Origin of the sequence: Lichenihabitans psoromatis (assembly GCF_004323635.1) — a bacterium.
GTDB classification, from domain to species: domain Bacteria; phylum Pseudomonadota; class Alphaproteobacteria; order Rhizobiales; family Beijerinckiaceae; genus Lichenihabitans; species Lichenihabitans psoromatis.
On sequence record NZ_CP036515.1, the window covers coordinates 2539373 to 2560556 of the forward strand.

At 62.0% G+C, this 21184-nt stretch carries 21 protein-coding genes; 10 read left to right on the forward strand and 11 right to left on the reverse strand.

Translation table 11 applies throughout. The annotated features are described in order from the left end of the window. The first annotated feature begins 36 nt into the window (after window positions 1–36). Genes dapD through dapE form a run of 3 tightly spaced genes read left to right on the forward strand, consistent with a single transcriptional unit; the run spans window position 37 to window position 2524 of the window. Window positions 37–894, forward strand: a complete 858-nt coding sequence (dapD, locus tag EY713_RS11840) for a 2,3,4,5-tetrahydropyridine-2,6-dicarboxylate N-succinyltransferase (protein WP_131115080.1) — start codon at window positions 37–39, stop codon at window positions 892–894. Then, complete coding sequence (locus EY713_RS11845) at window positions 894–1373, forward strand: hypothetical protein (protein ID WP_131115081.1); 480 nt, start codon at window positions 894–896, stop codon at window positions 1371–1373. Before dapD ends, EY713_RS11845 begins: the two co-directional genes overlap by 1 nt. Then, window positions 1370–2524 (forward strand): succinyl-diaminopimelate desuccinylase, encoded by a 1155-nt coding sequence (dapE, locus tag EY713_RS11850; RefSeq protein WP_131115083.1) that lies wholly within the window; start codon window positions 1370–1372, stop codon window positions 2522–2524. The genes EY713_RS11845 and dapE overlap by 4 nt, the downstream gene beginning before the upstream one ends. 61 nt (window positions 2525–2585) lie before the next feature. Here the strand turns inward: dapE and EY713_RS11855 are convergent, their stop codons facing one another. After that, the gene (locus tag EY713_RS11855; protein ID WP_131115085.1) at window positions 2586–2915 is read right to left on the reverse strand and encodes a hypothetical protein; all 330 of its coding nucleotides are present in this window, start codon (window positions 2913–2915) and stop codon (window positions 2586–2588) included. Window positions 2916–3122: 207 nt separating this feature from the next. Between EY713_RS11855 and EY713_RS11860 the strand changes: the two genes are divergently transcribed. From EY713_RS11860 to EY713_RS11870, 3 genes are read left to right on the forward strand one after another with little or no spacing between them, the layout of a single operon-like run. Further along, window positions 3123–4079 carry an ABC transporter substrate-binding protein gene (locus EY713_RS11860; protein ID WP_131115088.1) on the forward strand — a complete coding sequence of 319 codons (957 nt, stop codon included), beginning with the start codon at window positions 3123–3125 and terminating at the stop codon, window positions 4077–4079. Window positions 4080–4117: 38 nt separating this feature from the next. Further along, window positions 4118–4894, forward strand: coding sequence for an ABC transporter permease (locus EY713_RS11865; protein ID WP_131115090.1), 777 nt, complete (start codon window positions 4118–4120; stop codon window positions 4892–4894). Next, on the forward strand, window positions 4891–5697 hold the full coding sequence (locus EY713_RS11870) for an ABC transporter ATP-binding protein (protein WP_131115093.1): 807 nt from the start codon (window positions 4891–4893) through the stop codon (window positions 5695–5697). The genes EY713_RS11865 and EY713_RS11870 overlap by 4 nt, the downstream gene beginning before the upstream one ends. A 16-nt stretch (window positions 5698–5713) precedes the next feature. Here EY713_RS11870 and EY713_RS11875 read toward each other — a convergent pair whose 3' ends face one another. After that, window positions 5714–6247 (reverse strand): cupin domain-containing protein, encoded by a 534-nt coding sequence (locus tag EY713_RS11875; protein ID WP_131115095.1) that lies wholly within the window; start codon window positions 6245–6247, stop codon window positions 5714–5716. Window positions 6248–6402: 155 nt separating this feature from the next. Then, window positions 6403–7932, reverse strand: a complete 1530-nt coding sequence (locus EY713_RS11880; protein WP_131115097.1) for a lipopolysaccharide biosynthesis protein — start codon at window positions 7930–7932, stop codon at window positions 6403–6405. Window positions 7933–8090: 158 nt separating this feature from the next. On the opposite strand from EY713_RS11880, the gene EY713_RS11885 reads away from it, so the two are divergent. Further along, window positions 8091–9119 carry a glycosyltransferase family 2 protein gene (locus EY713_RS11885; protein WP_245572697.1) on the forward strand — a complete coding sequence of 343 codons (1029 nt, stop codon included), beginning with the start codon at window positions 8091–8093 and terminating at the stop codon, window positions 9117–9119. Here the strand turns inward: EY713_RS11885 and EY713_RS11890 are convergent. Continuing rightward, complete coding sequence (locus EY713_RS11890) at window positions 9033–10235, reverse strand: glycosyltransferase (protein ID WP_131115099.1); 1203 nt, start codon at window positions 10233–10235, stop codon at window positions 9033–9035. The two genes, EY713_RS11885 and EY713_RS11890, sit on opposite strands and share 87 nt — an antisense overlap. Further along, window positions 10235–11074, reverse strand: coding sequence for a glycoside hydrolase family 16 protein (locus tag EY713_RS11895; RefSeq protein ID WP_131115101.1), 840 nt, complete (start codon window positions 11072–11074; stop codon window positions 10235–10237). The genes EY713_RS11890 and EY713_RS11895 overlap by 1 nt, the downstream gene beginning before the upstream one ends. A gap of 189 nt (window positions 11075–11263) precedes the next feature. On the opposite strand from EY713_RS11895, the gene EY713_RS11900 reads away from it, so the two are divergent. Both EY713_RS11900 and EY713_RS11905 read left to right on the forward strand, forming a co-directional pair. After that, on the forward strand, window positions 11264–12586 hold the full coding sequence (locus EY713_RS11900; protein ID WP_131115103.1) for a polysaccharide biosynthesis/export family protein: 1323 nt from the start codon (window positions 11264–11266) through the stop codon (window positions 12584–12586). A gap of 145 nt (window positions 12587–12731) precedes the next feature. Further along, a complete protein-coding gene (locus EY713_RS11905; protein ID WP_131115105.1) occupies window positions 12732–14195 on the forward strand; it encodes a GH1 family beta-glucosidase in 1464 nt (487 codons plus the stop codon). Here the strand turns inward: EY713_RS11905 and EY713_RS11910 are convergent. The 6 genes from EY713_RS11910 to EY713_RS11935 all read right to left on the reverse strand — a co-directional run bounded on the left by EY713_RS11910 (window position 14179) and on the right by EY713_RS11935 (window position 19790). Continuing rightward, window positions 14179–15552 carry a polysaccharide biosynthesis tyrosine autokinase gene (locus tag EY713_RS11910; RefSeq protein ID WP_165491110.1) on the reverse strand — a complete coding sequence of 458 codons (1374 nt, stop codon included), beginning with the start codon at window positions 15550–15552 and terminating at the stop codon, window positions 14179–14181. The genes EY713_RS11905 and EY713_RS11910 overlap by 17 nt on opposite strands. Then, window positions 15483–15791: a Wzz/FepE/Etk N-terminal domain-containing protein gene (locus tag EY713_RS23590; RefSeq protein WP_425374367.1), complete on the reverse strand. Its 309-nt coding sequence runs from the start codon at window positions 15789–15791 to the stop codon at window positions 15483–15485. Before EY713_RS23590 ends, EY713_RS11910 begins: the two co-directional genes overlap by 70 nt. Before the next feature lie 119 nt (window positions 15792–15910). Continuing rightward, a complete protein-coding gene (locus EY713_RS11920; protein ID WP_131115111.1) occupies window positions 15911–16873 on the reverse strand; it encodes a glycosyltransferase family 2 protein in 963 nt (320 codons plus the stop codon). 137 nt (window positions 16874–17010) lie between these two features. After that, on the reverse strand, window positions 17011–18132 hold the full coding sequence (locus tag EY713_RS11925) for a glycosyltransferase family 4 protein (protein ID WP_131115112.1): 1122 nt from the start codon (window positions 18130–18132) through the stop codon (window positions 17011–17013). A gap of 2 nt (window positions 18133–18134) precedes the next feature. After that, window positions 18135–18977 carry a hypothetical protein gene (locus EY713_RS11930; RefSeq protein ID WP_131115114.1) on the reverse strand — a complete coding sequence of 281 codons (843 nt, stop codon included), beginning with the start codon at window positions 18975–18977 and terminating at the stop codon, window positions 18135–18137. A gap of 63 nt (window positions 18978–19040) precedes the next feature. Continuing rightward, window positions 19041–19790, reverse strand: coding sequence for a sugar transferase (locus tag EY713_RS11935; protein ID WP_131115116.1), 750 nt, complete (start codon window positions 19788–19790; stop codon window positions 19041–19043). Between the two features lie 244 nt (window positions 19791–20034). Between EY713_RS11935 and EY713_RS11940 the strand changes: the two genes are divergently transcribed. Further along, window positions 20035–21180, forward strand: a complete 1146-nt coding sequence (locus tag EY713_RS11940; protein WP_131115118.1) for a glycosyltransferase — start codon at window positions 20035–20037, stop codon at window positions 21178–21180. Window positions 21181–21184 lie beyond the last annotated feature (4 nt).

A 21184-nucleotide genomic window follows, 5' to 3' on the forward strand; every position in this document is an offset into this window, starting at 1 on the left:
CGCCCGAAACCTGCGCCGGTCATTGAGAGGCGTTCCATGCAGCACGACGAACTCCGAGGCATCATCGAGCAGGCGTTCGAGGATCGCGCATCGGTCGGATCACACACCACGGGCGCGGTCCGAGAGGCGGTCGACACCGCGCTTGCCTTGCTGGATCAGGGGCGCCTGCGGGTTGCCGAGCGCGATCCGGCCAAGTCCGGCCGTGACGCCTGGAGCGTGAACCAGTGGCTCAAGAAGGCCGTGCTTCTGTCGTTCCGCCTGAACAACATGGTTTTGATCTCGGGTGGGCCCGGTGAGTCGTCGTGGTACGACAAAGTGGCGTCGAAGTTCGACGGCTGGGATGCCGGTCGCTTCGCCGAAGCCGGCTTTCGCGCCGTGCCGAATTGTGTCGTGCGCCATTCGGCCCACATCGCCCGGAACGTCATTCTCATGCCGTCCTTCGTCAACCTCGGGGCCTATGTCGACGAGGGCACGATGGTCGATACGTGGGTGACGGTCGGCTCCTGCGCGCAGATCGGCAAGAACGTGCATCTGTCGGGCGGCGTTGGCATCGGCGGCGTGCTCGAGCCGCTACAGGCGAACCCGACTATCATCGAGGACGATTGCTTTATCGGCGCGCGATCCGAGGTCGTCGAGGGCGTCGTGGTCGGGCAGGGCTCCGTCCTGTCGATGGGCGTGTTCCTGTCGGCCTCGACCAAGATCATCGACCGCGCGACCGGGCAGATCCATGTCGGTTACGTGCCGCCCTATTCGGTCGTCGTGTCGGGCAATCTGCCCGGCAAGCCGCTGCCGGATGGATCGGCCGGCCCGTCGCTTTATTGCGCCGTCATCGTCAAGACCGTGGATGCACAGACCCGCTCCAAGACGGCCATCAACGACCTCTTGAGAGATTGATGTCCGAGACCGAGCGCCACACGTTCTTCTTCCTGTTCCGCACCGACAAGGGGCTGATTGGGCGTTCGACGTGGTGGCGCGGGACCGTGCCGCTCACCATCTTGGCCGTGGTCGGCACGATGATCTGGATCATCCTGCGTCCCTACGCGCATCATGATCTGGCGCAGGAGCAGTTCCTGGCTCCCATGACGATCCTGGCCTACGCTTACCTCATCCTATTCGCCTTCGCTGTCCTCCTGATCGCGATCTGTGAGTATAATCTCAGCGCCAAGCGCTTTCGCGCGCGCGGGCGTCCCGCTTCGCTCGCTGGTCTCTTGCCGCTCAGCCTGCTGGTCGGCAGCGCCGCCATCTGGTTCATTCCGCGATCATTCGATAGCCTGCCTGACTGGTCAGCCCCCGTCATCGTCGCCTTGATGACGGCGGTTGCGCTGTGGAATGCCATTGAATTGGGCGTTCTGAACGATCGTCCCTCGTCATGAGCCTCTCGCGTGCCGTCGACCTCACGCAACGTCTTCTGCGCTGTCAGTCCGTTACGCCCAACGACGGCGGAGCCTTGCCGTTGCTGGCCGATATGCTGCGCGACGCCGGGTTCACGGTCGATCTCGTCTCTTTTTCGGGTTCAGGCGAAGCCGAGATCCTCAATCTCTATGCGCGGATCGGAACGGTTAGCCCCTGCCTCGTCTTCGCGGGCCATACCGATGTGGTCCCGCCCGGCAATCCGGCGGCGTGGCGGTTCGACCCTTTCTCAGGCGAGATCGCCGACGGTATGATCTGGGGGCGGGGCGCCTGCGACATGAAAGGCGGCGTCGCAGCATCGATTGCGGCAGCGCTCGATCATGTGGAAGGGGCGGGGGCGCCCAAGGGCTCGATTGCCTTTCTAATCACGGGCGACGAGGAAGGCCCCGCCATCAACGGAACCGTCAAATTGCTCGACTGGGTAATGGCCCGCGGGGAACGTTTCGACGCCTGCGTGCTCGGCGAGCCGACCAACCCAAACGCGCTCGGCGATATGGTGAAAATTGGTCGCCGCGGTTCACTGACGGGCGAGATCGTGGTTCACGGCCGCTTGGGTCACGTGGCCTATCCGCATCTCGCCAGCAATCCGATCCCGCCCCTGTTGCGAATCCTTGTGGCGCTCACCGACGCACCACTCGACAAGGGAACCTCGAGTTTCGACGCCTCGAACCTGGAAGTCGTGACGGTCGATACGGGCAATCCATCCACCAATGTGATCCCGGCGGAAGCGCGAGCGCGGTTCAATATCCGCTTCAACGATCGCTGGACGCCCGAAACACTCCGGGCCGAGGTCCAGATGCGGGTCGACACCGCGAGCGCCGGTGCCGATGTGTCACTCGATTTCATGCCGTGCAACGCTTTGGCGTTTTTGACCGGGCCTGGACGCTTTACGACCCTCGTAGCCGACGCCGTCGAGGCGGAGACCGGTCTGCGCCCGGTGCTGTCGACCACGGGCGGAACATCCGACGCCCGATTCATCTCTGCCCATTGCCCGGTGGTCGAGTTCGGGCTGGTGGGACGCACGATGCATGCGATCGATGAGCGGGTCGCGATTGCCGATATCGACCGTCTCACCGCCGTTTACGGTCGAATCATCACGTCGTTTCTCACCTAAAAAAGGAAGTGGGGCAGGCGCGACCCGCTCCACTTCTGGACCACGCGCTCTGGGGGTCGGCTTAGCAGCGCGATGGCGAGAATTCGCAATAATCGTGGCGGCTCTGACGAAGTTCTTCGGCCCCGGCGCTGCCCGGCGGATAGCGGTTAAAGTCGAAGCCACCGCCGTAGGGGTTCGTGCCGCTGTTGGTTTCGTAATTGGGGCCGTAGACGGCACCATTGTCATAACCATAGCCGCTGGGGCGGTGACCAAACGCCTGTTGGATCGTCACGATGCGCGCGTTGCGATCGACCGAATAGTCGATATCGGACGCCATTGCGGATTGAGCAACGGACGACAGAAAAAGCGCTGCCGCAACGGTGGCGCCGGCGAGAAAAAAGCTCTTGTGCATCGAAAGCTCCGTGCCGGCAGAGCCGGCCATCATCTTGACTGATATGCGAAGAAAACGGGCGGCCCGCCGTGGAGTTCCGGACGCGGCTCGCGGCGCGGCGTCGCGTCCCGTAAATCGAGCGATAAGGCATCGATCCTGCATGCGATGGCTGGACAATCGAGCCGTCGTCACAGCAAATCGGGCGCGTCGGATTGGGGAGAAACAAACATGAAGCGGATGGTTGGTGCGGGTCTCGTGCTCGCGGGATTGCTGATGGGCGCGACGACGGCTCAGGCCGATGACACGAAGGTGGCGATCGGGATTTCGGGCTGGACCGGGTTCGGCCCGCTGACGCTCGCGAAAGAGGTCGGCATCTTCAAGAAGCACGGCCTCGACGTGACCTTGCCGAAGATCCCGCAAGCGAGCCGCTCGCTCGCCATGGCGTCGGGCTCCATCCAATGCGCCGCAACCACGGTCGAAACCTGGATCGTCTGGAACGCCAACGGCGTCCCGGCGCGCGAGATCGTGCAACTCGACAAGTCCTATGGGGCCGATGGCATCGTCGCACGCGGCGACATCAAGACCATCAAGGATCTGAAAGGGAAGGCTGTGGCGGCCTCGTCGCCTGGGACGACGCCCTATTTCACGCTGGCCTGGTTCCTCAACGCTAACGGCATGACCCTGAAGGACGTGAAGGTCGTCAATCTCGAACCCGGTCCTGCCGCGCAGGCTTTTCTCGCCGGTCAGAACGATGCGGCCGTGACCTACGAGCCTTATTTATCGGCGGTGCGCGATAAGCCGGATGCGGGCCACATTCTCGCGACGACGCTCGATTATCCAATGATTCTCGACACGCTCGGCTGTACGCCCAAATTCCTCGATGATAATCCGACCGCCGCAAAGGCGCTCGTCGACAGCTATTTCGAGGCGCTGGATTACATCAAGGCCAATGAGAAAAAATCGTTCGAGATCATGGGCGCCGACGTCAAGCAATCGGGTGACGAATTCGCCGATTCGGCCAAATATCTGCGCTGGGCCGACCGCGCATCGAACACCACATTCTTCGGCAGCGAATTTGGCAAATTCTCGGACACGGCCGCCGACCTCTTGATCCAGGTCGGCACCATCTCCGACAAGCCCGACATGAAGATGTTGTTCGACCCGCGTCCGCTCGGCCTGAAATGATCGGATTGACCCCGTCGTGTCGAGGGGCTGCCTGATCCATGGCACGCCCCTTTACGCCGATTGGACAGCCCGCGCGCATTGCGCTCGGACTGTCTTTTTTCATCCTTTTCTTTGCTGTCTGGGCGTTCTTCACGCTCGGCGGCTTCGTGTCGAAGACGTTCCTGGCCGACCCGCTGTCGATGCTGCGGGACGGCTACGTGTTGATCACGCGGTTCGATTTCATGACCGATATCGGCATGACGGTGTGGCGCGTGGTCGGCGGTTTCGTCATCGCTACGCTTGTGGCGGTGCCGCTCGGCATTGCCATGGGGGCCTATAAGCCGGTCGAGGCGCTTCTCGAGCCGTTCGTGTCCTTCGCGCGCTACCTGCCAGCCTCCGCCTTCGTCCCCCTGCTCATCCTCTGGGCCGGCATCGGGGAAACGCAGAAGCTGCTCGTCATCTTCATCGGCTCGGTGTTTCAGATCATTCTGATGGTGGCCGGGCAGGTGGGGCAGACACGGCGGGACCTTGTCGAAGCCGCCTATACGCTTGGCGCGAACGATCGGGGCGTGATCCGCCGCGTCCTCCTGCCAGCCAACGCGCCCGGCATCGCTGAAATCCTGCGGCTCGTTCTCGGTTGGGCCTGGACTTACGTGATCGTGGCGGAACTCATTGGCTCGTCGTCCGGCATCGGCCACATGATCATCGATAGTCAGGCGTTGCTCGCGACCGGCAAGATGATCTTCGGGATCATTACGATCGGCGTGATCGGGCTGATCTCCGACCTGTTTTTCAAAGCCTTGAACCGCAAGCTATTCGCCTGGACGTTCGCATGAGTGTTGCCAGAACCGACCAAGCCGCCAAATTGCGGGTCGAGGGCGTCTCGCGCGTCTTTCGTGGCCCGCGCGGCGGCGAGACCGTTGCTCTTGCTCCCACCGATCTCACTGTTGCGGCGAATGACTTCATCACCATTCTCGGCCCTTCAGGCTGCGGAAAGTCGACCTTGCTCCGGATCGTGGCGGGGCTCGATCGGCCGAGTTCCGGGCGCGTGCTGCTCAACGGCAAGCCGGTGATCGGCCCTGGGCCGGACAGAGGCATGGTGTTTCAATCCTACACGCTCTTCCCGTGGCTCACGGTCGGGCAGAACATCGCCTTCGGGCTTCGCGAAAGAAACGTTCCGACGCGTGAGCAGGCCGACATCGTCGATACGTATCTTGGGCGGATGGGCCTCAAGGGATTCGAGCATCATCTACCGCGTCAGCTTTCCGGCGGCATGCAGCAGCGTACCGCCATCGCGCGCGCGCTCGCCAACGATCCCGACATCCTGTTGATGGACGAGCCGTTCGGGGCGCTGGATAACCAGACGCGTGCGCTGATGCAGGAATTGCTGCTCGACATTTGGGAACGCGACCGAAAGACGGTCTTGTTCGTGACGCACGACATCGAGGAAGCGATCTTCATGGCGTCGCGCGTTGTCGTCATGACGGCCCGGCCGGGCCGCATCAAGGCGGATGTGCCGGTCGATCTGCCCCATCCGCGTCGCTACACGATCAAAACGACGCCCGAGTTCAACGCCCTCAAGGCGCGGCTCACCGAGGAGATCCGAGTCGAGGCCGTCCTGGCCGCGCAGGCCGGTTGACGCAAGGCGTTGGCGCTCACGGGTGCTTGTGGATCGGGTCGACCCAATAAACCGCTTCGGGTGGCTCCACCGGGTCGACATTGGTGATGTTGACCACGATGGCTTCGTTGTCGGATCGGACCAGAACGCATTCGAGCGGCTGGTCGGGGTCGGCGTTGATCTCTTGATGCGGCACGAAGGGTGGCACGAAGATGAAGTCGCCGGCTTCCGCCTCGGCCACAAATTCCAGCCGTTCTCCCCACCGCATACGCGCACGGCCGCGCACCACGAAGATCACGCTTTCGAGGTCGCCGTGATGATGCACGCCGGTCTTCGCATTGGGCTCGATCCGCACCGTTCCGGCCCAGATTTTCTGAGCACCGACGCGCGCATGATCGATGGCGGCCTGCCGGAACATGCCCGGCGTCTGCGGCGTGTTGGAATCGAGCTGGTCGCCCTTGATGACCCGAATACCGTCATGCTTCCAGCGCGCCGGCGCCTCGTGGTGATGATCGGAATGGTCGTGGTCGCCATTGGCTTGGTCGTGTTGATGATCGTCTTGGCTCTGCATGGTCGCGCTCGCGGTTCGGGGTCGCGTTATTCACCGGATGGCCAGATGCAAGGCAGGCCTGCCGCGCGGCTTCGGATCGAGAGAAGTATGGTCGGGAGCGAGCCGCAACGCGAGGCGTTATCGCACCTGATTTCCCGTTCGCTGCTGCGAGGCCACTATCCCAAGATGAGCCGCATGGCGGGATCAATGGCGCGTGCCAGTCCGCTCGGCATCATGCGTGACACCGACCGGAGCCGAGCGATGTCGTCGGGCGGGAGGGCCGCCAGCAGCCTGACCGCGATGAGGTAGGTAGCAGCACCGGCTCCAATTGCGACCAGCAACCCAAGGATGCCGCCGACCAGATCGAGGCAGAGCCGTGCCGTGATCGCGCAGAGCACGGCGGCCGCGAACAGACGTGCCAATGACGCGATCGGGATTTCGAAATGGAGGCGACGGACGAGAAACCAGGACGATACCCCGACCGCGACCAATTGGGTCGCGGCCCTGGAATAGGCCGCGCCCATCGGACCCAGGGGGCCAATCACGAGAAGGCCGCCGACGATAGACAGCACGGCGCCCACGAGGCCGACGTAGAAATCGACGTCGCTGCGCTCCATGGCCCACATCAAGTTGGTGCCCACCGTCGCGACAGCCGAGATGGACGCGGCGCAGACCAGGATCGTGGCGGCCGGAATGGCGCCCGCAAAGGCTTGGCCGTAGAGCAGCGTCAGAACGGCCGGCATGACGGCCGCTAGACCGAGGCAGGCCGGGAAGACCAGAAACGCCATCAATCGCGTGCCGGTCGCATAAACCCGTCGCATCGCCTCGACGTCGTTTTGTCCGCGCTGTTCGGAAAAATGCGGCAGCAATCCCCAGGTCAGCATGAGGGGTCCCTGGATCGCCAGATTGGCTAAGGTCAGGCCGACCGTGAAGAGGCCGATCGATTGAATGCCCCAGAACACCTGCAGGAAGAACACCTCGATCCGTGACCAGATGAAGAAGCCTAGAATCTCGGACGCCCAGCGGAACCGCGCATAGGTGACGATCCTGGCTTTCAAGTCGGGCGCTGCTTTGCCCGGCTCGCGCCAGATTTCATGCAGCACCAAGAGCGGCAACAGGCTCGCACAGAGATAGCCGCCGACCGCGCCGCGCACCCCGAACAGCGAACTCCCGATCGCGAGCGCCACAAGCTGTGCCGCCATGGAGATGCTGGTGATCTTGGCGACGCGCGAAAAGGCGTGCATGCCGCGCAAGTAACTCCGCGCATATTCGGCTAAAGCTTGGGCCAGACAGGTCAAACCGACCAGTCCACAGATCATCGGATCGTGCAGCGGCGTTTGGGGGTTGAACTGCGCCAGGGCGTCGGAGTGTTGGACGATCAGCCAGCCCGCGTAGGACGCAAAGCCGATTGCTGGAAGCGCTGTCGCCAAAAGGAATGGGCGAAACAAATAGGCCGCGAGGCGCATCGCCTGCTGCGTCTCTCCCCGACCCAGCATTTCGGGCAAATAGCGGGCCAGCGTGAAGGGCAGGCCGAGGCTGGTGAGCGTGGTCGCGACGCCGACCACCCAGACGACATAAGCGACCGCGCCAGTGGCCTCCACGCCCAGGAGACGCGCCACGATCAGGCTGCTGGCAAAGCTACCGAGAGTTGTGCTGACGCCCGCGATCGTTCCGAATAGCGAATTGCGAACGAATCGACTGCTCATCTGCTCAACCTCGCTTTTGCGTCGATGTTCCCTTTACGTACTGTTACCTCAAATTGCTACCACAGGTTGCGATTATCGATGAGATGGGCCATCAGTCTGCATGCGCTCAGCCGGTGGGCGGTTCGCTGAATTGAAACGTGGCAGAGGGTGGAGCTTGGATGGCGGACGACATGGCTTTGCGGCTCGCCGTGATCATCCCGACTTACAATTACGAGCGCTATGTCGGCCGCGCGATCGAGAGTGTGACGCGCCAGATCGATCCCCGCGTCGAACTCATCGTCGTCGACGATGGCTCGACCGATGGCTCATGGGCGGTCATCCAGTCTTATGGGATCGCAAAGAGCTTCCTGGTCGAGAATGGGGGCGCGGCACGCGCGTGCCTGCAAGGCTTCGCGCAGACGACCGCGCCGTTCGTCCTCTTCCTGGACGCCGATGACGAATTGATCGAGGGGGCGCTCGCGCGCATTTTGGAGAATCTCGACGATCGGGTCGCCAAGCTTCAATTTCCGCTTTTACCGATCGACGAAAACGGGACCGTGATCGGGGATCCGCTGCCGCCGCTCAGAGACTTTCGGGACCGCGCAACGTTGATGCGCGATGTCGCCGTGAATGGCGTCTATTCCAGCCCCCCGACATCCGGCAACGTTTTCCACCGCAGCCTGTGTGCGTTGATCGAGGAGGTCGATTACGAAACATGGGTCGATGGCGTCACTCTGATCGCCGCCCCGTTTTTCGGTGATGTGGTCAGCCTATCGACTCCGCTCGGCCGCTATCGCATCCATGGGGCGAACTTTTCGGGATCGGGGGCGGCGTTGACGTCCAAACGTTTTCAAGCCGAGGCGGACCGCTTCGTCTCTCGGCTTGACCATCTCAAGCGCACGCTCGTGGCCAAGGGTGAAAGCCGCGCGCTGCTCGAGCCCGACCAGTCCTTCTATTATCGCGAGACCAGGACATATCAGAGCGTCTTCGAAGCGAGGCGCCCACGGATAGGGCACGTTCTTGTCACGCTTGCGTGTCTCGCCCGCAGCACAGGGTCGCCCTCGGCCAAAGCGGCAAAAGCCCTGATCATCGGGCTTTGCATGATCCTTCCGAACCTTGCGTCACGGCGCGTGGTCGAGTATCGGTTCAGAGCCGGTCGCCGATCGTTCGTCGGCCTGATGCGAAGCCTGTTCCCCGCGACGTCGTGAGCCGCGCAATAACTCATGGCTGAGTGCGACGTGCCGCGACACGTAGGCGCGCGACCCAAGATCGTCGGCACGCATCCGGGCTTGGGCGCGACTGGCGAAATGCACGCTGAGTTGCGGATTGGCCGCGAAAGCCTGGGCAGCTCGGCGAAGCAATGTGGGATTTCCAGGCTCGACGAAACACACGTCGTCATCTCGAAAATATCCGTCGAGCCCGCCGACCCTGCTGGCCACGGTCGGCAGTCCAAACAGCGCCGCCTCTTGCAGCACGGTGATGCCCGAGGCATGCATATTTGGCTTGAGCGGCAGAACCATGAGGTCGGCGGCGCCGTAGAGCAGCTTGAGTGCTTCGTTGTCGCGTGGGGTCACGACCGCGATGTTTCGGTAACTCGAGAGATCGGTGCGGATCGTCTGAGACGCGATCGTGAGGCTGAAACCGGCGATGTTGCCAAATGCGGCGACAAGACACTCCCAATCGCGGTGCCGATCGTTGCCGACGGCCAGGATGCGAAGCGGCGATCGCACGGTCCCGCCCCGCGGCTCGGCCTGAATATCGGCTCGGATGCCGAATTGAACGAACTCACATGGCTTGCCTGGAAACAGGGCCGAAGCCACGCTCGCATTCACAGGAGACAGGAACGTCAGCACGTCCGCGCTCTCGATCAACCATCGGTAGAAGCGTTGCCGAAGCGGGTGTAGCCGCGACCACCCGTCAATCAGCCACACGCTTTGGGCGATCAACCGCGGCCGATGCGTGGCGGATCGTTGCTTGAGGAGCAGCGAGACCGCGAGATGTTGTGACTCGGTATGGGTCCAGATGACATCCGCCGCCATCATGGCGTGGCGATTGCGAAAAGCATGCAGGACATCGAAGCCAAGCACGAGCCGCAAGAATCCCCGTAGAGAGTGGCCGATATAACTCTCGGCGTGATCGGTCGAAAAGACGACGTCGCAGCCATGCTCGACGGCATGGTGATAGCCGTAGGGGCGAGGTTCGTTGAGGCCGAGAAGGCGCCCGTCCCGCCACTTTTCCTCCCACTGTCGAGCGTCGAAGCCATAGGCGAGATGCGCGAAAATCCGCATGCGTTCAGGCTCACCCTCAGTCGATGGCTGCGTCATCAGGGTCGCTCGCGATAGGCGCGGATGTAATCGATCGTCATGATCGAAGGATTGGGCGTCTCGTCGATCGGCCAGCCTGATCCCATCGCTAGGTTAGCCAAGATCATCAGTTTGTTTTTATGTTCGGGCGGGGTCGGGCAGCGCCATTTGGGCTTGCGGTCGAGGTAGACCGTGATCCAATCGGGGTAGACCGTGATCCAATCGGGCCGGACCAGCACACCATAGGTGTGGAACTCGTCGTAGAGGCTGCCCTCCGGAACCTCGATCACAGTCTTGCGGGCTGCGTCGTCGTCATTGGGCGGCTTCGGCCAGATGTGAACCAGTGCCTGATAAAGCGTCGGGAAATGGCCGTAGTGTTCGATCACATCAATTTCGATGCCTGGGATCGGCGAGCCTTTCGGCAAGACTGTGTTGAGCCAAAAAGCCGGCCACAGTCCTTTGCCGGATGGGAGCTTGGCCCGCATCTCGAAGTAACCATACTGCTGAGAGAAGCCTTGCCCGGTGGTGTCGACCGAGGACAGCAGGCCCGATTGCCACACGCCGGCTGATGTCTTGCTGGCGATGATCTCGAGATGCCCGTCGACGATCTTGAAAGGTCCCATTGGGCCGGGATCGGTGAAGCGAGCGTCGCCGAAATCTCCACCCCATGACGTATGCGCAGCCCATTTCGCGCCAAAGCCCGTGCCGGACACGTCAAGGCGATCGAACTCGTCCGAAAAGGCGAGTTCGAAATGGCTCAGATCGATCGCTGCCTCCTGGGCGGCAGCGCGCGGCGGCGACAACAGCAAGATGGCCGCGACGAGCGACGATCCGACGAGAACGGAGAGGTTGGCTTGCACGCGATCGCCCTCATGGCCGTCGGATCAGATGGAGGGCAGGTCCTCCGTGATTGTCTGCTACCACAGGTTGTTGTGAGGTTCCAGGTTTTCGGCGGGGACGATCCGTTGCTGAGGCAAGACACGCGATTGACCAATGGTGCCCTGCAGCATATTCAACTTATGATTGATATTCGTTAAAGGGTTGCGTCGATGATCGTGCCTCGTCCAGTCGTGCTCATGCTGTTTTGGATCGCCATGTTGGCGGCCATGCCGGCGAGTGCGGAGACTGCGGACTATCGGCTAGGGCCGCAAGATAAGCTGCAGATCAAAGTCTATGATTGGCGGACCGGGGCCGGCGAGGCTTATCAATGGACGGCACTGAACGGCGAGTTCACGGTTGGTGCGTCCGGCGCCATATCGCTTCCGTTGCTCGGCGAGCTCCCGGCGTCCAATGGCCCGACCTCGGCGCTGGCAAGCATCATCGGTGAGAGACTGCAGGCCAAAATCGGGCTGGCCCAGCGGCCGGATGCCTCGGTTCAGGTCATCAAATATCGACCCTTTTACATCATCGGTGCCGTGCAAAAGCCGGGTGATTACGACTACAGGCCCGAGTTGACGGTTTTACAGGCCGTCAGCACGGCCGGGGGTATGTTGCGTGCACCGGACGACAACCTGTTCGGCCTCGAACGCGACTCCCTGGTCAATCGTGGTGACCTACGGGCCCGTGCCATGGAGCGGTTCGGACTGCTGGCCCGTCAAGCGCGCCTCGACGCCGAGGTGAAGGACGCCGACAGCATCGTTTTCCCGGCCGATCTCACGACCCGCGCCGCGGATGCGGACCTCGCGCGAATGATGCGCGAGGAGCAATTGATTTTCGAGGCGCGCCGCGACTCGCTGCGATCGCAGACCGATGCGCTCAATCAAACGAAGCTGCTTCTGAGCCATGAAGTGGAGTCGCTTGCGGCGAAGGATGCGTCACTGTTGCGCCAGCTCGATGTGACCAAGAAGGAGCTCGATCAGGTCAGCGGTCTGGTCGCCAAGGGGCTTGCGGTGCTGCCGCGTCAGTTGGCGGTCGAGCAAAGCTCCGCACAATTCGAAAGTAGCCGCCTCGACGTTCAGCTCGCGACCTTAAGGACCCAGCAGGATATCGCGAAGACCGGTCGCGACATCCTCGAACTGCATAATGAACGGCGTCGTGAGGCGCTGAGGGAGGCGGCCGACATTCATGCCAAGCTCATCGAGGCGAACGAGAGGATCGATACGGCGCAGAGCCTGATCTATCAGTCCGAGGTGCGCGCGCCGCTTGCGATGGCGGCCAACGGAAACGACCGAGCCCCCCTTTATTGGCTCCTTCGGCGCAGCAACGGCGTGTCCGAGACGATCGCGGCGCAAGAAGGCGATCTGGTGCAGCCGGGCGATATCGTGCGGGTCGACGTTCCCAGGCGCGGGACCGGAGCGTCTCAGCGCGCCATGGCGGACCGCAACCCGACGACCGTGGTTGGCCAAGCCGGCTCGAGGCTTTCGGGCTTTTAACAAGGACTGACTGACGGCAGTCCGCAAGCCTCACGGAGCGGAACGCCTCGATCGCTTCGGGATTGAAGCAGAGAAGCTCGCGTCGCATGATGCGGCAGGTCGGTCGAGGCTTGCGCCTGGATCGCGCGTCGATACGGAGTTTTGCATGGATCGCCGGCAATTCGTTTCGACCGGTCTTGCTGCGGCCGGGAGCACGTTGGGGCTCGGCGTTGCAAGCGGCAATCGGACTTTGGCCGAAACCGTCACGCCCACCAACGCCGTTTCCTTTCCGGACGGCTTTCTTTGGGGTGCCGCCACCGCCGCCTACCAGGTCGAGGGATCCTGGAACGTGGATCAGAAGGGTGAGTCGATCTGGGATCGCTTCACCCATACGCCCGGCACTATTCGCAATGGCGACACCGGCGATGTCGCCTGCGACAGCTACCGTCGCTATGCCGACGACATCGACCTGATGAAACGCCTCAACTTGAAGACGTTCCGCTATTCGATCGCTTGGCCACGCATCCAACCAACGGGTCGCGGTGCACCGAATCAGGCCGGCCTCGACTTTTATCGGCGGCTGACCGATGCGATGCTCGAGGCGGGCATTCGTCCTCTCGTGACGCTCTATCATTGGGATCTTCCTCAAGCCTTGGAGCAAGAGGGCGGCTGGCCCAACCGCGATACGGCGGATCGCTTCGCCGATTATGTCGAGATCGTCGGTCGGGCGCTCGGCGATCGAATCGACCACTGGTGCTTGCTGAACGAGCCGAAGACCTTCACGCATGTTGGCTATTGGTACGGTGCCCATGCACCAGGCCGGAAAGACCCGCTTGCCTGTCTGCGCGCGACCCACACGGCCAATCTGGCTCAGGGCCAAGGGTTTCGAGCCTTGAAGGCTGTGCGTCCAAACGCGCAGGTCGGCACGGCTGTGGATGTCGCGCCGATGGTGCCGGCGACCGACACCGCTGCTGATCGCGCCGCAGCGGAACGCTGGCACAAGTTCCTCAATCTCTGGTTCGTACTTCCGGCGCTGGAGGGACGATACCCAGATGGCGTGCTGCCTCCCGAGCGACAAGCGGAGCTTCTCGGGTTTCGCCCCGGCGACGAGACGATCATGCGGGCCGACCTCGATTTTGTCGGCCTTAATTATTACACGCTTTACACGGTCCACGACGCGCCGGAAGGCAACGGCATGCCCGGCCTGAATGTTCGCGCCGATTGGGCCACGGGCACCGACCAGAAGACGGATGGTGGCTGGGCGATCGATCCGCCAGGCTTCTACGATATCCTCACCACGATGAGGGGCGTCACCGGGCAACGGCCGATCGAAATTACAGAAAATGGCGCGGCCTATAACGCCGAGCCCGGGCCGGATGGGCATATCGATGACCCTCAGCGCGTCGCCTTCCTCCGGGCGCATCTGCAACAACTCGCTCGGGCGATTGGCGACGGAGTGCCGGTGCGGGCCTACCATTGCTGGAGCTTGATGGATAATTTCGAATGGGCGGAAGGCTATTCGCAGCGGTTTGGCTTGGTCTATGTCGATTTTGTCAACGGACAGCGCCGCGTCGTCAAAGCGTCCGGCGATTGGTTCGCCAGGGTCGCAGCCTCTAATCGTGTCGTCTGAATCGATCCCTGCGGTTGCGCCCGGCAGCACGCGTGTCCGGCTGTCCCGCTGTGGTCTTGTTCAAGATGATGCCGAGGATCCTCGTCTTGGTCGACCGTAATGCGGTCACTGCCATCGCGACCTCGTCGCTCGTGGTGCGATGGGCCTCGATCACCAGGACGAGACCATCGAGATGAGGCCCGATGGCTTGAGCATCGGATGACACGGAGAGAGGCGGCAGATCGATGATGACGCTCCGTTCCTGCCTCATCGCCACGAGGATGATCTGCATCTCGGGTGAGCCGAGATAGATGTTCGGGTCGCTCGTCGTTCCGCTCCTCACCGCCGGAACGAACGACAGCGCTTCCGATAGCGGCACAGGTTGCAATTCGGTTTTTGTCGAATCGCAGGACAGAAGCTCGTTCAAACCGCTTTCTGCGTGAGGCGCCAACGCCTGGCTGAGGCCTGGCTGATGGAGATGACCATCGATCAAGGTCACGCGATCCCCGGCGGCCGCCACGAGATGCGCGAAGTTGCTGGCGATCGTGGAGGTGCCCTCGCGATGGGACCATGCGACGAAGCCGATCGCATGGTGACGCGATGTCGGGTTGGCGGCCAGGATCGCGGTTCGGCTCACCCGCAGGGCGGCCGAAACGTTCGAGTCCGGATGGATTAAAATTTCATCGAGGGCGATGAGGGGTCGTTGCAAACGGCGGCGCGAACCCCCCGATCGGCGGGGGATCAGGCCAAGGCAGGCCATGCCGGCCGATCGCCAGACATCCTTGGGCGAGTGCAGCGTCCGGTCGAGCCCGTAGCGGATCGCGGCGATCGATAGGCCGATGAGCAGCCCAGCCACCGCCGCAAAACCCAGCACCAGCATGGTTTGTGGATAGGCTTTCCCGAGCGGTTCCAAAGCGGCGCTGATGACGCGCGCATCCGAATCCGGCAGCCGCATGTCCGGCACGGTCCCAAGGCGCACCGCTTCGGCCGCCGCGGCCTGCTCGGCTTGGACGTCCGTGATACGACCCTGCAAATATTCGCTGCCGCGCTGGGCGGCGCTGGCCTTGAGCTCGATTTGATCGCGGATATAGGCAGCCGTGATCGAATTGGCGAGTTTGGCGGCCTGCTGCCGCTCCAACGATCGATAGGAAATTTCGAGCACATAGGATTGCCCGATTCGGCGCACGCTGACCCGATCCGAAAAAGCTTGGAAGGCGCGTGCCTCTTCGGACAACGGCGCAAGCGCCGGCGCTGCCTCACGCGATGGCGACGAGATGAGGCCGGATAACCGGTCTCTCAACCAATCCCTCACGCCGCGACCATGGGTCGAGAATTCGGGCGTATGAGCGAGATCGAGCGTCGTGAAAACGAAGCGCAAGATCCGCTCCGACTTGACGACCTGGATCTGGCTTTCGGCCTGGGCACTATCGAGTGTCGGGGGTATGAGCCCGGTCCGGCATCCTGCGCTCCGGCAAATTGTCGGCGGGGTTCGAGGATGATTTGCGTCGAAGCCAGATATTCAGGCGGGGTCGAATACAGGTAGGCGCCTGCGAGGGCGAGGCACAGCAGCACCCAGAGGGCGAGCATCCGTCGGTTTGCGTGCAGCACGGCGAGCATGTCACGGACGCTGACCAGAGACGCATCCTCTGCCGGTCGAGCCGATGCAGGATCATCCGCGCCGTCCGTGATGGGATGCGGGCTTGGCCAGGATGGCCGGGCGAGGGCGTTATGCTGGTTCAAAGCTGGGCGGCTCGTTCGGGCGCGACGCGTCCCCGCACCAGATCGCCGATCCCGACGAGATTGCCGCGCAAGCGACCGCGGCGGTCGACGTAAGGCTCCGGCGCAAACGAGCCGAAAAGGTTGCTGAGCATGTTCCGTCCAAGATGGTCGGCGACGGACCACACCGACATATGGCCCTTGCGGAAGAGGTAAATCGGATTGACGATCTGGGAATAACCCAGCCGATTGCCCGGCATCCTACTTGTCTTGATCCCGAGATGTACGCCGAGGGCGGCGCCGAGTTTGATCGAGCGCCCACCGCGTCTCGCGAGTGCGGCGCCGAAGTCTCGATCTTCGAGCCAGCCGTATAAGACCAGACGTTCGTCGAACGTCAGCCCGTCGAGCGCCTCAACACGGAACGCCATGTTGCATCCGTAGGGGCTATAATGCTCCTCGATCGCATCAAGGTCTTTGTCACCGAAGGCTTCGATCATCTCGCAAGCGTCGTCGAAGGACAGACCGGGACCCTTGATGCCGTCGGCGATCAGTCGTCCCGTGATGGCACTGACATCCGGCCGCGCCGTGAAGGTCGCCGCAACGGCTCTCAACCAATTTGGATGCGGCACGAAATCGTCGTCGAAGAAGACCACGATGTGGGTATCGATCGGCAGATGACGAAGCGCCGTGTTGCGTTGGGCGCAACAGCCGGCCGGGCCGATCAAAAGAGTGACGTCGGATCGGTCTGCCGCGACGCCGGCATCGTCGCGCGACGTGCAGGAGAGAATGATCGAGGACGGCCGACGGGTTTGATGGTCGAGCGCAGCCACCACGGCGCTCAGACTATCGGGACGACCTCTCGTCGCAAAGACGACGCAGATGTTGAGTGAGCCTGCGGGGTCGTGGCCGCCGATCGGATGCGATGTTGGCTCGTGTGGGGCGACTGGACCGGCTTGCGGGACCAAAACCGTAACCCCGTTCATGAAGGCCTCATCGATCATCCTCAGCCGGGCCGAGCTTGTCAGAACCACAGGCTGCAGCAATACAACTTGAGGTAGAAATAACAACGTGAGATTGCAGGCCAGCGCGAGAGGGTCGCCTTGGTCGCCGCTGGTTTTTGTCAAACATCGAACATGTCGAGGTAGCCGCGCGCCGAAGCCGCCCAAGAATACAACCTCACCTGCTGGTGACCTCGTCCGACGAGGTCCTGCCGGAGATCGACCGAGTCGCGAAGTCGCGTGATATGCGCCAGCCAAGCCGATGCATCGGTGGGCGAGGCCAACAGAGCCGCCGAGCCGCAGATTTCCGGCATGCTGGCGCGATCGGATGAGACGACCGGGCAACCGAGCGCCATGGCTTCGACGATCGGCAGTCCGAATCCTTCCGTGAACGAGGGGAAGGCGAGGCAAAGTGCGGTCGAGAACAGCAGCGCGAGATCATCGTCCGACACGACACCCAGCCACCGGATATTGGCGGCATGGCTCTCGGCCAGGGCCGCGAAGATGCCGGCCTGCCCCCCTGCAACCACCAGATCGAGCCCGCGCGCGTCGAGAGCGTCGGCGAGGCCGAGAATGAGATCGGCATTTTTGTGTTTGGCGCGACTGCCGAGCAAAAGCACGAACGGTCGCGACATCGGATCATCCCGGAACAGGGTCGAGGCTGCGGACCGCCACTGCAACGCATGTTCGTGGCCGTTCGGCAGTACCGCAATGGCTGAGGCCTTGATGGGCAGATGCTCGGAGAGTTGTTGAGCCGCCGTTCGCGACACCGAGGCGATCCGCATGGCGCGTCTCGCGAGCGCGGGTTGCAATCCTCGGTAAAGGTAGCGGAAGGCCGCGCCGTAACTTTCGGGCTGGATGAAGACATTCGCATCGTGGATGCAGACGACCTGGTCGCGCCGAAGCACCGGCGCGGTGTTGCACAGATTTAAGAGAGGCTCGCGGGTTCGAAGCGGGAGAACCGCTTGCTCCCACGCGTGACTTGCGAGCGGACCGAGCCGCCGGACCGTCAAGGCTTCGAGGATCGGCAGCGGGACATCGTCGACGGGGAGAACGACCGTGCCGGTCCGGTTCTGTTCACCGAGGAGCCGATCGATCGCTCGGGTGATCTCACGGGCGTAACGCTGCACGCCGGTCGTCGCTTGCGTATAGAAGCGGCCATTGATCGCGAAGCCGCAATCCTTGGTCGGCTGTCGGCTTGCGAATGGCGATGGACCCTCTGGCGCGAGGCGTGCTGGCGCCATTCTCATGGCCCGGCACTGCCTTCGGCGACGTAGAAGGACGGCGATATCGGAGCGCTGCGCAGCCAGAGCGGTGGTAACTGCCGATGCACCACGGCGCTGCTGCCGCTCACGACAATTCTCGCGGCCGTGAGAAGGGTGCTGGGCGCCACGCTACGACGCACCAACTGTCCGATCACCGGATCTCGAACGGCGCCGTCGCTCCCCTGACAGGGGTCGATTACGTCGATAAAATATTCCGCTACGTCATGCGGCATCAGGGCCGGACGACCGCGCGCGACATGCCCGAGCCAGCCGGCACTCGTTTCCCGCGCGTGAGACAGCGTAGCGGCCGGCCATAGATAGGCGGGATGAACGCCTGCATGAAATGCCAACATGGTTGCGGTCGTGCCATCGAAGGGGCGCAGGCGCTCGGCCATTGTCTCGTCGACCACCTCGTCGAGGAGCGACAAGGCGGCTTGCTCGAACGCATCATCGCCTGCTTCAGACCGCAGCCCAGCCAGGCGCTTGATCCATCGGGTCGCAAAAGGGTCGCTCGCGAACCATTCAGCGTGGCAGCGCGCGCCCTTGCGCCTGATCTCCTCGGCGCCGACCGACCGTAAACCCTGCGGACGGAGCCTGAGTCTCTCGTGCCCCAAGCCCCAAGCTCGTGCCAGCACGCCCGTTGCGAGATAGGCCGAGAGGGCGGACGGGAGCCGACCATCTTTCGGCACCAGCCGCGGAAACAAGCGGATATACTCGTCCGGGCCGCAGGAAGCCCAGGTCTCGACGGCGGCGATCTCGGACCAACAGTCGTCCGTAATCCCGTCGCCCCAGAGCCTCGAAGCTCTTAAGGACGTTCTCGTCATCGGCCTCGCCGCCTTCCTGGCTTGTTTGCAATGATGTCGAGGAAATACGCTCGTCGAAGCAGGTTAGTAGCTGCCTTTCGAGCGAAGCACGGCCGGGACGGTTTTAACCAATATGGACAGATCGCGCCCGAAGCTCCAATTGGCAACGTAATCCGAGTCGAGTTGAACGCGCGTCGAATAGGACACGTCGTTGCGACCGGCGATCTGCCAGGCGCCTGTCAATCCCGGACGAACACGGTAGTAATGCTGGATGTGCGGCCCGTAATACTTGATCTCGTCATCGACAATCGGCCGGGGACCGACCAGACTCATCTCGCCGCGCAAGATGTTCATGAATTGCGGCAACTCGTCGATGCTCGACTTTCGCAAGATATGGCCAAGTGGCGTGATTCGCGGGTCGTTCTTCAATTTCCGCGTCTCGTCCCATTCGGAACGCGCCTCTGCATTGGTGGCCAGATGCCGGCGGAGAATATCGTCTCCTTGGACCGCCATCGTGCGAAATTTAAAACACGGGAACACTTTTCCGCCGCGGCCGACCCGATGATGTCGAAAGAGGATCGGGCGACCTTGGGTTAGGACCAGCAACGCCACGATTGTCAGTATAAGCGGAAGAAAAACAATGAGTGCAAAGACCACGACACTCACATCGAGCCCGCGCTTCAGGCTTTTCGAAGTGGAACGCGTCTCAAATGCATAGTCCCCGGAGGACGTTGCGCGGCCGGATGTCGTCGAGGCCGTGATGGTCGTGCTACTACTGTCAATCACGACGATTGCCTCAACCCTAGATTGCGTTAAAAAACTCCTAATTGGCATTTGAATCGAATTCAATCAGTTTTTGCACTGCAACAAATTAAGATTTAAAATAAATAAGACAATGGGATAGAGCGGGACTCTGCCTGATTTTGCGGGCGCGCTTTCATTTCCATGCCTGCAAGGGAGAGCCATGAGGATTTATGAAAACAACTTAGGATTGCAGAAGATCGGCCAATTGGGCATAGGAGTGCAAAGCCAGGATCAACGACGAATGACGTCACCGATTCGGCCAGCGAGACCCGATATGCGAGTCGCAATTATCCACTATTGGCTCGTCGGCATGCGTGGTGGCGAGAAAGTCATCGAGGCGCTCTGCCGACTTTATCCGCAGGCCGATATTTTCACGCATGTCTATGTGCCGTCCGCGATCTCCGACACGATCAATGCGCATCGGGTCGAGACCTCGTTCATCTCAAAGTTGCCGCGCGCCGCCAAAAACTACAAATCCTATCTGCCGCTGATGCCGATGGCGCTCGAACAGCTCGATTTGCGTGGCTATGATCTCATTATCAGTAGTGAGTCAGGTCCGAGTAAAGGCATCATCCCTCCGGCTGGCGCGTTGCATGTTTGTTACTGCCACTCTCCGATGCGCTACATCTGGAACATGTTCCACGATTACCGAGATCGTAGCGGTGCGCTCACAAAACTGCTGATGCCACCCATCTCGCATTATCTTCGCACCTGGGATGCCATTTCGGCGACCCGCGTGCATCGGTTTGCGGCAAACTCGCGAACCGTCGCGCAACGGCTGCAGACCTATTACCGCCGCGACGCCACCGTCATTTATCCCCCGGTCGACGTGCAAGCATTCTCGCCTGTGCCACGCGACGAGGTCGAGGACTATTATTTGATGGTTGGCGAGCTCGTGGCCTACAAACGGCCGGATCTCGCAGTCGAAGCCTTCAACCGCTCGGGGAAGACGCTCGTGATCGTCGGCGGTGGCGAGATGCTGGCCCGGATCAAAGCGATGGCGGCCTCGAACGTCATGGTGCTCGGGCCACAACCCTTCGAGCGGCTTCGCCATCTTTACGCCCGCTGCCGCGCCCTGATTTTCCCGGGCGAGGAGGATTTCGGCATCGTGCCGGTCGAGTGTATGGCCAGCGGGCGCCCCGTCATCGCTTATGGTCGCGGGGGTGCGACGGAGACGGTGATCGAGGGCGAGACCGGGACGTTCTTCATGCGTCAGACGAGCGACGACATTCTGGCAGCCTGTGATCGATGTGAGACGCTCGATCTCGATCCCCTCGATATCGCGGCAAAAGCGGGCCGGTTCAGCACGGCACGATTCGACGATCACATGCGGCGGTTCATCGCGTCCAGTTTGGCGCGGCAGAGTGGGCCAGAGTGGGATGTCGCGATCGCCTCGGACGAGTTTCTACCGGCCGCCTGACGAC